Here is a 13,044-nt window from a genome sequence, read left to right as displayed (position 1 = left end):
GGGCTAAGCGGTGCTTAGTTGTTTTTGATCTGCTCGGCTGCAGCCAACAGCAGTTCATCCATGGTGCTGCGAATCTGACTATCTGATAGGACGACGCCGGCCGCATCGAAATCGTTGCGCACCTTGCGGAACACATCGTTGTCTCCCGCCTCTTCGAAGTCGGCCTGCACCACCTCCTTCGCATAGGCGTCCGCATCCGTCCCGGCTTTGCCGAGCTTTTCGGCGGCCCACAGCCCGAACAATTTATTGCGGCGGGCCATGGCCTTGAACTTCGTTTCCTCGTCCATCGCAAACTTCTTTTCGAAGCCTTCCTGACGATCTCTTATGTTGTTCACGGCTTATCCTCCAGTTCCAGTGTGGATTTCCGACTGTCCGATATCAGATGGCCAGGGTCGTCGGACTTGAGCATGGCGCGAATGGATGATGCTGGCAAGCCGGGATCGTGTACGTGGGTGGTCGCTCTGTCTGCCGCAGTTGAGCTATACGTAGATGGTCCAGGCTAGCGAACCAGCCATCCTCAACAGTGAAGGGCTAACTCGCCGGGGCTTTCACGATGCCACCCAGGCCGACATCACGGCATTGGGGCTACCGTCCTGACTGACGAGGACGTCGCTGAAACCGATGTTCTCGCCGTCGGCTCGATAAACCGCTTCGCGCTCGAGATTACTGATATGCCCAGCGCCTAACCGCGGCACGGTAACAAACGGGCCTTTGGCAATATGGCCGGAGTCCGGGCTCTGATAGGCGTTTGTTTCTTGCGTCTAGGGGGCGCGGTCGGATCAAGTTCTCGAACTCCACCGCATGTGAGTTCGTCATCAGCCGTCAGCAAGTTCTGATACAGTTGAGCGGCAGGAACTTGAACAACACACCGCAATGGAGGGGACCTTTGAAACTCAAACGTATGAGCATCGGTACGTTCAATCTCTACAATCTCAACGAGGCGGGATTACCCATCTACACCGACAAAAACGGCTGGTCGCAGGAGGAGTATGATCGCAAGATTGACTGGACCAGCCGCACGATCCGCCTGTTACATCCCGACATCTTCGGATTCCAGGAGTTGTGGCACTCGGCGTCTATCGAACGAGCCCTCACCGGGTCCGGGATAGCCGGAGAGTACGATCTGATCGTCCCGGAGAATGCCAACGGCAAACGGATCGTCTGCGCCGCCATCGTGCGCAAGGGGCTGGTGATCGGCGAGCCTGAATGGATCGAACACTTTCCGGAAAAGTTCATTCTGAAGAGTTCCGGCGACGATCCTCAGACGCCGGCGATCAGCGTTTCCATCCCGAGCTTCTCGCGCCCGGTGCTGCATATTTCGGTACGGCCGCGCGAGGATCACGAACCCATCCACGTCTATGTCTGCCATTTCAAATCGAAGGGACCAACCAAGGTATTTCGGGAAGACTGGTTCGAGGCCGATGAAGCGATCTACAAAAAGCACGCGACCAGCATCGGTGCGGCGATCTCAACGATTCGCCGAACGGCGGAGGCCGCGGCGTTGCGTTTCATGCTGACTGAGCAGATGAAAGAGACCCGCACGCCCGTCATAGTACTCGGCGACATCAATGATGGCCAGCACAGCAACACCGCCAACATCCTGACCGAGCAGCCGCGCTATCTCGTCGGAGATTCCCTTGGCGGCGGCGATGTGAGCCTCTACACCGCCCAGACCCTGCAGGAGTACCGCAGCACGCGAGATGTCTACTACACCCATGTCCATCAGGACATCATGGAGTCGCTCGACCACATTCTGGTCAGCGAGGAATTCTACGATAACTCACGGCGACGGGTGTGGATGTACGATGGCATGACGGTCAACAATGACCATCTGAATTCCGATGACCACAAGGAAGCGGGCACCAGCGATCACGGCGTGATCTGCGCCACGTTCAAATACAAGCCGATCAAAGCCGAAGCGCAGGAGATAGCCGACTGCACGGCATGACGACGGCCAAGCTGCGGTGCGTCGCGCCGCCTGAACTAAAATCAGGTGCGGCGGCCTTCCGCGGCCTTATCGTCACAACGTCCTCGACTGCTTTCCCCGCGCGACGATCCCTTCAGCAAGATCCGGCCTCGGGGGCGGCTTTGGGCCAAATAGTTCTCCTCGCCTGGAGGAGATTTGGACCAGAGACACTTGAATAGCAGGACGAGATCAGTCTCCGTCAACTATCGGGATTATCTCGCTGGTGATGTAGCTCGGCAAGCGATCACGCGAGGTTCTTGTGCACACCGCTGGGTAAGCGCAAACTGTTTTCCACCCACCGGTTTCGGGAGATCAGATGATGACCTACAGAACCATTCTCCTTGTGGTCGGCGTCGACCAGTTCGAAGGTGACCTAAGGGCAGCCGCGGATCTTTGCTCTGCGCTAGATGCTCACCTCTCAGTTATGCCTGTTGCAATGGCTACGCTGCCTCCGATCAGAGACTTTGCGGCTGTTTCATGGGATTACGACAGGACCAGCCAAATAGTGCAACTCCGTCAGGTAATCGAGCAAGCTCGGGAAACTCTCAACAACATTGGGATTTCATTCGATGTCCATGGGAGATACGCCGATTCGATGCAGATAGAACACGATCTCGGGGAGTGTGGGCGGTTTGCTGACGTCACCCTGATCGGTCCAAGTATGAAGGGGGATAAACGCCTGCGGCGCCTCATGATAGAAGGTGCTCTCTTCCATTCGGCGCGCCCGATCCTGCTTGCGCCCGATCTCCGATCGGAAATTTTGAAACCGAAGAACATCCTTCTGGCGTGGAACTCCTCCATCGAATCGGCGCGGGCCGCAAGGGAAGGGCTGGAGATGATGAGAGGTGCCGACCGCGTGAACGTTGTCCTGGTCGACTCTCGAGCCGTGGCCAAAGAAGAAACGGGAGATGCCGTCGCCTCCTATTTGGCTCGCCACGGCATCAAAGTGACGATCGATAGGCTTCGAGGTGGCGGACGCCGGACCGAGGAAGTTCTCAACCAGCATGCGGTCGATACGTCGGCCGACCTGATCGTCATGGGCGCGTATGGGCATTCGCGTGTTCGCGAGAAGATTTTCGGCGGTGTCACCCAAGCGATGATCGACGCGCAGGTGGTGCCGGTAATGTTGGTTCGATAATTTGATCCGCGCCGTATGCCAAGCTGATTGGCAAGACTGCTATCCCCGCAGAGGTTCCGCCCATCCCGCGAGGGCAAACTGGCGCCCATACGCCTCTGTACTGATCGCGGGAGTTGACTACCTTACCGGAAACCCTATCCTTTCTATGCCAGACCGGGCCCCTCTGGCGGTTGCGAAGCGATCGCGATGTCGGACTGGAGGATTGTGGGCGCGAGCGCACATTTCACCCGCTTAAAGGGTCGTGTTTCTTCCGCCTGCAGTCCTTTCGTAGCACGCGATTAAGTTTCCGCGGTGAAAGGAGCGGCCCTTGGACTTCCTCTCCGTTGAGTACGCCGGACAGCCGGCTTGGCTCTGGCTTGGCTTCCTGAGCTTTATTGGCTTCTTATTGTGGCTTGACCTGGGCATCATCAATCGGAAGGACCAAGTCATCTCGCCTGCTAAGAGCGCGCTGATGTGGTCGAGTTTTGCCGCATTAGCCGTGCTTTTCGGGCTTTGGGTCGGTCTCCTGTATGAGCCAGCTCCGCAGTATTACGAGATACCTACCGATCTGAACCGCCAAGCGGTCGTCCAATACTTCACCGGTTATCTCCTCGAAACCGCGCTAGCATTCGACAATATCTTCGTCATTTCATTGATCTTTGCCCACTTCAGCATCCCTCGCGAGTATCAGCACCGCGTGCTGTTCTGGGGGATCATAGGAGCGATCGTGTTTCGCGGGATCTTCATCTCGCTTGGTGCCGCAGTCGTGAACTCGTGGACCTGGGTGCTCTACCTTTTCGCTGTGTTCCTTATCTACACCGGATGGAAGATGATCACCGGACGCGGAGCGGAGTTCAGGCTCGAGGACAACAGAATTCTCGGCTTTGCCCGCCGACACCTGCGTGTGACAGACCAACGGTACGGTCACCATTTCTTCGTGCGCCTGCCGCATCCTGCGACCGGACACGCGACGCTCTACGCCACACCGCTCTTGCTGACGCTGGTGATGGTTGAAACCGCTGATATCGTTTTCGCTGTAGATTCTGTTCCGGCTATCTTCGCTGTCACGCGTGATCCCTTCATCGTCTACACCTCCAACGTATTCGCCATACTGGGCTTGCGTTCCATGTATTTCATGCTCGCCGCAGCGGCGGCGCACTTCAAATACCTGAAGTACGGGCTGGCACTCGTGCTCGTTTTGATCGGAGCGAAGATCATCTGGAATTTTGCCCTGTCAAAGGAGCTCGGCTGGGTGCCCTACCTCGCGCCGCAGTGGGCATTGCTTGTAACGCTGCTAGTGATCGGTGGTGCCATCGCCTATTCCGCGCTGAACACCCGCAGATCCCGCTCCTCGGACCAGGCATAGGAGCGGCGCATCGAGCGAGATCGGCGGGCCGACAACTTGATCAATCCTGAGCACAGCCGTCACATCCGGAACCAGCTGCAAACTGAGGGTCGGTTTCGCGAGACCGTTTCCGTTTCGTCGCAGGACGGAAGATCTGTTTGATGACCACGCTCATTCTCGCAGTTTTGTTCGGCCCGCGGCGGTGAGGAAAGCACCCCGATGGAGTTTTTGCTGGATCAACCCGTCGGCGGCGAGACGCTTGAGCATCTTGGCGATGGCCGGCTGAGCGGCGCCAATCCCCGGGCCCACCTAGCGGGTCTCGCGGCCGTCGGAGATCAGATTGGCAATCCCGCTCGACGAAATCCTGGACGAGTTCGGTGCGCCGACTGTCGCGCGTCTGGCGAAACCTCTCGCCTGCCTTGCGCAGAGATAGCTAAGGCGTCGTCGCCCTTGCTCCCCAGGTAACTGCGCGGCGCTCTAAGAAGTTGGTTCAGGGCGAAATGACGTAGCCGAAGCCGCGTACGGTCTTTATGAGGGGCCGTTCGTCCGCGCCATCGATCTTGCGGCGGAGGTACCGTATGTAGACATCGACTACCTTCGTTTCGGGGTCAAAGCTCAGATCCCAGACATTGTTGAGTAGTCGCGTGCGACTGATGACGGCGCCAGAATGCGACATTAAATAGGTGAGAAGCCTGAATTCTTTGGCGGTCAGGCTAATCTCGCGCTCACCACGCCAGACCTTTTTGCTGGTCGGGTCGAGCAGAAGATCCCCGACCCGCAGCACCGGATCCGCGCCGCCCGCGCTGGAACCCCGACGAAGCAGCGCTTCCATGCGCGCGATCAGTTCATCGAAGGCGAACGGTTTGGTCAGGTAGTCGTCGGCGCCGCCCTTTAGTCCCTCAACCTTGTCCTGGAGGCTGTCTCTGGCCGTGAGCATCAGGATAAGATGCTCGTGCCGCTCGCGCCGTAACCTCCGACACACTTCCAGGCCGTCGATTCCAGGAAGCACCCGGTCGAGAATGATCAGCGAATATGGTGCGTCCCGCACCATCGCCAGAGCGTCCTCGCCGTTGCTTACCAAATCGACGAGATAGCCCTCTGCTTCTAATCCTCGCTTGATAAAACCTACGATGCGATCGTCATCCTCCACCACCAGAATCTTTGGCATGCGACATCACCTCCGTCCCCCGTGACCCGAGCATCTCACGCAACTCTCGCGGTCCCGATCACTCTGTCAAGCTTCTAAGAAACGGAGAAGGTCGCGGTTTATTCCATGCTGGCTTCACGCGGGATGTTTTTCGAAGCGATCATCGCTGCGCCCGTGCTCTCATCCGAAGAGGTGTCCCCGCATGGAATGCGGATGCGAACCTCCGTAAAAGCCCCGACCTCGCTCGTGAGTTCGATCTCGCCCTGGTGCTTTTCGATCAGCCATCTGGCGATCGAAAGGCCGAGGCCGCTGCCAGGCTGCCGCGATGCCTTTGGACTTCTGCCGCGGTAAAATCGTTCGAACACCTTGGATATTTCCTCAGCTGCGATGCCCAACCCCGTATCCCGAATCGCAATCTCGGCATGTCCGTTCTCAACGGTCATGGTCAAGCTCACCGAGCGCCCACGTGGAGAATACTTTATGGCGTTGTCGAGAACGATGAGGAGAGCCTGCTTAAGTCGCTGCGCGTCGGCAGTGATCCAAACCGGATCGGTACTGTAGTCCGCCGTGATCGAGATATCTTTGGCGCGCGCCAGGATCTCGCCTTCGTGGAGTGCGTCGGCGACGATGATCACGAGGTCCGCGCGGCGGGCTTCGAAGCGGATAGTATCGGTTTCCGAGCGGGACAAAAAAACCAGATCGTCCACGAGGCGACCCATCTCCAGGCTCTGGGTGACGATTCGTTCCAGCGCATCGCGGTAAACTGCTTCGGGCTTTGAACCGTGGCGCAGCGGAATTTCCGCTTCGCCGCGAAGAGCGGTCAAGGGCGTACGGAGTTCATGGCTAATGTCTGCGAGGAACTGGACTCGCAACCGATCGAGGTCGGTTAGGCGTTGGTTCGCCGCGGCAAGCTGCGCGGTTCGCGCGGCCACCTCATGCTCGAGCTCCGCTTTGGCATTGAGTAACCGGTTGCGTTGGTCTTCCTGGATGGCGGCCATTTCATTGAAGCGTTTGGCCAGCGCACCGAGTTCGTCGCGGCTGTCGTAGCTGATTCTGTGGTCGAGTTCGCCGTTGCTGATTGCCTCGGTGCCCCGGGTCAGAAGGCCGATCGGGCGCATCAGAGATCGGGCAAGAAGGATAGCGGCGACAAAGCAAAGGAAAACGGCCGCGGCCGCAAGCGCCGCTGTTATCCAAGTCAAGCGTCGCCACAATGCATCGGCCTGCAGCTCGGTCCGGCTGACCTCTTCCTCTTCGTCGCGTCGTGCTGCCTCCAGAATGTTTTCGAACTCGGCGTCGAAACGGTTCTCGATGTCACGGCGAAAAACCCTGACCGCCTCTTCCTGGCGCCCCTGGTTGCGCAGGCTGATTGCTTCGGAGGTGGCCTTGTTGATTTCCCCGGAAAGCGTGCGCATCCGCATAATGCGAAAGATTTCATCACCGCCGTCTTCTTGTTGACTGCTGCCCACAAGGAATTCGGCCTCGCCTCTGGTCAGCCTCTCGAGCTTATCGAAGCCTTGTTCAAGTTCCGCACTGGCGCTCTCGTAATCGGAGCGCTCGGGTTCACCAATCAGGAGGAATTCGGCGATCTGCTCGGAATATCGGTTTGCGTTGACGGTTAGCGCCGTGACAGCATCGAGTTGGTTGTTGGCCCACTGGATACGCTGCGTGTAATAGTTTGTAGAACGGATGGTAATGTAGACAATGGCGGCCATCATCAGGACTGATGCGACCACAATCGTTTGAAACAGAAGAATGCGGAACCTGATACCCATCGGCCGTCCATCTGCGTTGACAACCCGAATCCGACGGGTTCATGAAAATCCAATTCCGCTCCCAGATGGGCCGAAAGCGGTAGAGGCGTACGCTCGGCGGCCGGCTTGCTTAGATCGGCGGAAATTTGCACTGCGCCGCTCGACCATACATAGCCGACGACGATTAAGTATACGGGAGAGGCAGATTATAAATTGGTGAGAATTGGCATTGTGCCGCAGGACTTCACCCCAGCGAGGGGGAGACCAGCCGGGTACCTCATTACATCGCACGCCGGGTGAACGGCCGCGCTTAGGGACCAGTTGTAACCTTGAACAGCACGAAGGTCGTCGGTTCGCTGTCCTTCTTTGTCTTGTCGGTGACCATGAGAAATAGGTCCCCCGATAGACGCGCCAGCCCCTCGAAGTTATTCACGAGCATCGCATCCGGCCTGGCGGAAAGCTCTATCAGGGGGCACTCCCGTTCCGCGGAGCAAGCGGTAAGATCGAGATAGCGAAGGCGCGCCGATGGTGTGCCCCCTTTTCCGTCGCGCGTTCGCTCCAGAATCAGGAGATTGCCGTCCGGCAGCTCTTGGATCGCCTTGAGCCTGCTGTCGGGCTGAAAAGCCGCGAACGACCAAGTCGTTCCGTCGGCGGCATAAATTGTGTGCCGGTCTTCCGGCTGCCCCTCCAAAGGCTGTTCCGGCGCGGTCAGCACACCGTGAAGCCTGTCAAATTCGACCGCTTCGAGGCGGCTGTTTTTCTTGCGGTATTGCCGCTCGTCGGCCAGGGCGCCAGGCAATGCAATGTCGACGATCCGGTTGCCCTGTGGTGTAAACCGGACAATCGCAGGTCCGTCCTCGAACGCTACCAGCAGCTCACTGTCCGATCGCTCACCATTGTCATGGTTGAGTACCGTCAGTCCTTCCGCATTGGTGACCCGCTCGGCCGAAGTACCGCCTGTCAACGCTGCGATCGGGGCGGAAAAAACGGGTTGAATCTCCTCGATCCGGAGCCCGTTCAACCGAAGGCGAAAATGGTGGAGAACGCCGCCATCGGAAACCGCATAAAGGAGTTGCTCATCCTCATCCCACGCCAGGCCGGAAAATTCCTCGATTCTGACTCCGTTTGCGCCCTCAGCGGGGATGTTGATGCTGTCCAACGCCTCCAGCCTTGGCGCGGCTGCGGTACTCTCCGTTGTCACGGCCGACGTGGCAAGCAGCATCGAAGCCCACGCAAGACGATTGAACATAAGACTAACCGCTTTTCGACTAATCATGTGACCAATACCCCTTGTGGCGCGGGAACGCCTCCAAGCTTGCGAAGCGCCGGAAGGAATTTGTTGTGCTTCTTCGTCTGGTTCAGGATCGCTATGCCGGTGCAGTATTTCGAACAGTTTCTAGTGGGATGCTGGTGCAGCGTCCGCAGAAGGCGGTCGGCTATCCCATTGCCATTTGCTGACTTGGTTTCGAGGATGAAGCGGTCATCGCGGACGGCATGCGACGAACCAGGAGCAAAGAAGTGCAGTTGACCATCAATCGTCATACGCTCCCCGCCTTCTTTCGCGACCAGCGTCATGCGGACATACCGCATGTCGATGACCCGAGAGAGTTCGTATGGAAAATGCTGACCATACTGATCGAAATAGACTCGGTCGACATAGCCTAGCGCGGCGTCGTCAAGGACACCGAATTTGCCTGGATCGTAGGGCAGCCGCTTCTTGATAGTGGCGCCGCGCTTGTCTTTGAGCTTTACCTCGACGAAGCAGAGGTCCGCCTCAAGATATTTCCGGATTCGGACCTTGGCCCGCCTGCGCCGGCCTTGGTGGTGATCGAAATAGCTCTGCCGGTCCGCACCGTCGAAATAGCAGGTTTCGTAGGTGAATGACCGGCGTCCGTTGATCTCAAGCACATCGAAATGCAACGCCAGCTCAGTCGCGGCGCGGCTCAGAACGGCCGCCCCGACGACATATTTGTTGTCAAGCCGTTCCAGCATGGCTGCCTTTGCGTTGAGGGTGTCGAGGCTGATGGGCTCGAAGACCCACTCCAGCCAACCGTCAGTGATTGCGATAGTAGACATTGAGCCTCGCCATTTCCGTTATGTAGTCGAGTTGGAGAACTTGATAGGACAGCACGTCGACGCCCAACCGCTCTGAGAGCTCGGCGCGCATCGTCTTGGGGTCCGACAGCAACGTGAGGTGGATCTTGTCCAGCGTGACCTTCGCCCCGCTAACGGATTGCAGGATCTTTGGATGATCGACGACGTAGGCACCGACGAGCACGAACAGCACGACCATGGCCGCGAAGGGCAACGTGGTTCCCTGCACCGACGAGATGACTGCGATGGCGACGCTGCCGAAGAAATAGGTCATCTCGGTTTTGGTGAGCGGCTCGGAGCGCAGCGTAAATAGGGCCAAGATAGCGAACAGGCCGAAACCAGCTGCCACGCTGAAATTCACAGACGACAGGACGGTCAGCACTGCGAAGGTAAATATATTGAATAGCGCGGCCGCCGTGACTAATTCCTTGTCGCGGTATCGTCGATAATACATGCCGAAGATAAGCAACATCATTCCCGCGAGGTTCAGGGCGAACCTGATCGACTGAGCCGCGAGTGGATCTTGGAGGGTTTGCACGAGGTCGGTTGTCATGACGCCCTCACCGCCGCCGAGACACCGGGCACCGCTGCCAAATTCAAATCAAAGATATTCATTTCAGCTCCCTCGGTTATCCAAAGCGCCATCGAGTGGTGCTGGAGAACTCGCGATACAGCGCCCAAGCCGGTTACCGATCAACAGTTTGCCCGCACGCCTTTTCGAAATGTGACAGTCCGATGACACTTTTATGAACTACGCCGACTAAGGCCGAGTGTGAGGCCGGCGAGATTTCGGAGAGCCGCAGATTAGATTTCGGAGAACGCAAGGTTAGAGCCCGGTAAGAGGGGCCGCGCCTCCGTCGCACCGGCACTAGTGGGCGGCACCTGAGGCTCCGAAGTGCGCTATCGCGGAGACGGGGAGCTAGCGGCGACGCCTGCGCGAACGTGCTTGCTGCAAGAACCAACGGGCATTCTCAATCGATAGCCGCATGCGCTCTCCCGGCACGGTCTCCTCCGCGTTAACCTGGTGCCCGTTCTACTGTAGTGTCGGGGATGTGATACGTGATGGTGAAGGTATCTACTGGGACGGGGTCAAAGTCGCTCCCTGTGTCGAAGGACTAGCCGACCCGCGCGGCATCTGCGTGTCGGTCTTGCATATGATCCCGCAACAAGCTTGCCACCCGATTTGAATCCAAGGGCAGACAAGGCGCTATCCGGCAGGCGCGGCCAATTGGGTGCTTACATTTGAGCTCTTGCGCCCAATTTTCGAGATACGCGGGAGCGAGTTCTCGGTCGAAGCGGCAATTCGTTATCTCGGGCAACTGAACCCGAAAAGTTCGCGACTGCTGAGGAGTACATTCGCAAGGGGCCCAGAGGCGATCAAGACACCTTTGCCGGTGGCCTTCATTCATCGATTAGAGCAAACGACACGATAGTTAAGCCAGCCCATCTAGGCTCGGTTCTGTTGACGCACATCGCGTATTCGGGATCGCCGGGAATATCAGGCAGTTAGAATGCGCCGGTGCGGAGCCGCTGGTTCGGTTCCTCTCAAGGCGAGGGACTGTCCGCAGTTCAGCGCAAGCTTATTCTGATATGCGGCCTGTTTGGCCTTCGTTGGGATTGGGAGCTGCGGATACATCGATGTGGCTTAAAATATGTTCCGAGATGCTCCGCGCGATCTCCCGCTCTCCCATTATGATGAGATTCGCTCCCAACTTTGTCAGGTAATCGACCTCAGCGTCGGAATGGGCGCGGGCGATGATCTCGAGTGGCGGATTCACTGTGCGGGCGCGCTCGATGAGGTTGCCACTTTCGAACGGGCTTGGAATGGCGCTGATCAACCATTTGGCTGCGCCAACGTTGGCCGCCTCGAGTAATCCGGGCTGAGCGGCATTTCCAATAATGACCTCCGTGCCAAGCGCCCGGAGTTGATCGGCAACCGCTTGCCGTTCCTCGATTATCAGGTAAGGCAGCCGGGCTTTTTGCAACGTCTCTGCAACCAGGCTCCCAACCCGCCCATAGCCGACGAGGACAGCATGGTCGGTGAGACGGCTACCAGTGAGCTCGGGTGTGTCTGTCTTGCTGTCTTCCTGTACGGTTCCGGCCGGCTCGCGTGGCTTGAGCCATGGCGTTAGGCGAGCGAACCCGGCGAATAGAAGAGGGTTGATGAGAATGGATAGGATCGCTCCGGCAAGCACCAGGTCCCGTCCTGCCTCCGGAAGAAGCTTGAGTTCAACTCCCAACGCCGCAAGTATGAAGGAGAACTCGCCGATCTGTGCGAGGCTGAGGCCGAGTGTCAGAGCTACAGACAGGGAATAGCCGAACATGACGGCGATCGCGGACGCGGCTGTCGCATTGCCAATCACGATGATCAGGAATGTTGCTCCGACGAGCAGCGGCTGCTCAACCAGAATCATGGGGTTGAACAACATACCTACCGAGACAAAGAAGAGCACGGCAAATGCGTCGCGGAGCGGCAGCGTTTCCTGCGCGGCCCTTTGGCTCAACTGCGATTCGGCGAGGATCATTCCCGCGAAAAAAGCGCCAAGAGCGAAAGAGACGCCGAACAGTTCAGCTGCTCCGAAGGCGACTCCCAGCGCAATCGCCAGCACGGCCAGACGGAAAAGCTCTCGCGAACCGGTGTGAGCAACATAGTGCAGTACCCACGGAATGACACGCCGGCCGACGATAGCCATCGCAGCAAAAAAGGCGGTCAACTTGGTCAACGCAAGTGCAAGCGCGCCGGACACAGTTTGCGGCTCAAGGAAGGTGAAGAGGCCGCCATCGCCTGAACTCGGCTGAGTTGTGCTGCCGCCAAAACTGCCAGCGAAGGCCGGCAATAATACGAGCGCGAGGATCATGGCGACGTCTTCGACGACCAGCCATCCGACGGCAATACGCCCTCCAACGGTTTCGAGTTGTCGCTTTTCCTGGAGGGCCCGTAGAACCACGACCGTGCTTGCAACCGAGAGTGCCAACCCGAACACCACGCCGGCTGCAATTGGCCATCCGATCAGTTGCGCCACGATCAACCCGAGCGTTGTCACCAGAGCCATTTGACCGAGCGCCCCAGGAAGCGCGATCGTTCGTACGGAGAGTAAGTCGTGGAGGGAGAAATGCAGCCCTATGCCAAACATCAGCAGGATAACACCAAGCTCGGCGAGTTGGCGCGCCAGCGATTGGTCTGCAACAAAGCCGGGCGTAAACGGGCCTATCAAAACACCTGCCAAGAGGTAGCCGACCAGCGGCGATAGGTGAAGTCGGTTTGCCAGCGTGCCGAAAATGAAAGCAAGCCCAAGGCCGGCGACGAGGGTAGCCATAAGTGGTGTGTGAGGCATTTCTCCAGTCCGGCCGGTTCCACTAAGAGGCCAAGTGCCCAACGAGCATAGACATAATGGACTACGGCGCGAGTGTCTTGCTTTCTATTCGCCAGAAGATGTGAGGTGCCGTCGCTGGCGTCACGTATGGTTGTGACAATTTGGCGTGTGGGTCTGGCATAGGAGCCATGCTGAGTAACCGACAGGAGATCGCCATGTGTTCTATGCCGAAAAGCATCGGCATAGCTGCTCTGGTTTTGCGGTCCACCCCGCCTCGCACCGGATCGAGCAGCGGTTTTTCACCTCAGAA

General features: G+C 58.0%; 10 protein-coding genes. 3 read left to right on the top strand and 7 right to left on the bottom strand.

Features of this window, described 5'->3' with window-relative positions; genetic code table 11:
• Positions 1-14 precede the first annotated feature (14 nt).
• The gene (locus M1D34_RS29370; protein WP_498784656.1) at positions 15-287 is read right to left on the bottom strand and encodes a DUF1476 domain-containing protein; all 273 of its coding nucleotides are present in this window, start codon (positions 285-287) and stop codon (positions 15-17) included.
• Positions 288-886: 599 nt separating this feature from the next.
• Between M1D34_RS29370 and M1D34_RS29365 the strand changes: the two genes are divergently transcribed.
• The 3 genes from M1D34_RS29365 (at position 887) to M1D34_RS29355 (ending at position 4,449) form a co-directional block, all read left to right on the top strand.
• Positions 887-1,948, top strand: a complete 1,062-nt coding sequence (locus M1D34_RS29365; RefSeq protein ID WP_498784654.1) for an endonuclease/exonuclease/phosphatase family protein — start codon at positions 887-889, stop codon at positions 1,946-1,948.
• Positions 1,949-2,285: 337 nt separating this feature from the next.
• Positions 2,286-3,104, top strand: a complete 819-nt coding sequence (locus tag M1D34_RS29360) for a universal stress protein (protein ID WP_498784652.1) — start codon at positions 2,286-2,288, stop codon at positions 3,102-3,104.
• A gap of 307 nt (positions 3,105-3,411) precedes the next feature.
• Positions 3,412-4,449, top strand: a complete 1,038-nt coding sequence (locus M1D34_RS29355; RefSeq protein WP_498784650.1) for a TerC family protein — start codon at positions 3,412-3,414, stop codon at positions 4,447-4,449.
• Positions 4,450-4,918: 469 nt separating this feature from the next.
• Here the strand turns inward: M1D34_RS29355 and M1D34_RS29350 are convergent, their stop codons facing one another.
• The 6 genes from M1D34_RS29350 to M1D34_RS29325 all read right to left on the bottom strand — a co-directional run bounded on the left by M1D34_RS29350 (position 4,919) and on the right by M1D34_RS29325 (position 12,755).
• Complete coding sequence (locus M1D34_RS29350; RefSeq protein ID WP_498784648.1) at positions 4,919-5,596, bottom strand: response regulator transcription factor; 678 nt, start codon at positions 5,594-5,596, stop codon at positions 4,919-4,921.
• A gap of 98 nt (positions 5,597-5,694) precedes the next feature.
• Positions 5,695-7,347 (bottom strand): sensor histidine kinase, encoded by a 1,653-nt coding sequence (locus M1D34_RS29345; protein WP_498784646.1) that lies wholly within the window; start codon positions 7,345-7,347, stop codon positions 5,695-5,697.
• 289 nt (positions 7,348-7,636) lie between these two features.
• Positions 7,637-8,575 carry an esterase-like activity of phytase family protein gene (locus tag M1D34_RS29340; protein ID WP_498784644.1) on the bottom strand — a complete coding sequence of 313 codons (939 nt, stop codon included), beginning with the start codon at positions 8,573-8,575 and terminating at the stop codon, positions 7,637-7,639.
• Between the two features lie 23 nt (positions 8,576-8,598).
• Entirely contained in the window at positions 8,599-9,402 is an 804-nt protein-coding gene (locus tag M1D34_RS29335; protein ID WP_498784642.1) for a polyphosphate polymerase domain-containing protein, read from the bottom strand.
• Positions 9,380-9,895 (bottom strand): DUF4956 domain-containing protein, encoded by a 516-nt coding sequence (locus M1D34_RS29330; protein ID WP_498786176.1) that lies wholly within the window; start codon positions 9,893-9,895, stop codon positions 9,380-9,382. Before M1D34_RS29330 ends, M1D34_RS29335 begins: the two co-directional genes overlap by 23 nt.
• A gap of 1,105 nt (positions 9,896-11,000) precedes the next feature.
• The gene (locus tag M1D34_RS29325; protein WP_498784640.1) at positions 11,001-12,755 is read right to left on the bottom strand and encodes a cation:proton antiporter domain-containing protein; all 1,755 of its coding nucleotides are present in this window, start codon (positions 12,753-12,755) and stop codon (positions 11,001-11,003) included.
• Positions 12,756-13,044: the final 289 nt, after the last annotated feature.

Source organism: Ensifer sp. D2-11, assembly GCF_054161295.1.
Note: the sequence above shows the minus strand (reverse complement) of the source record. Positions and strands in the feature narration are given on the sequence as shown.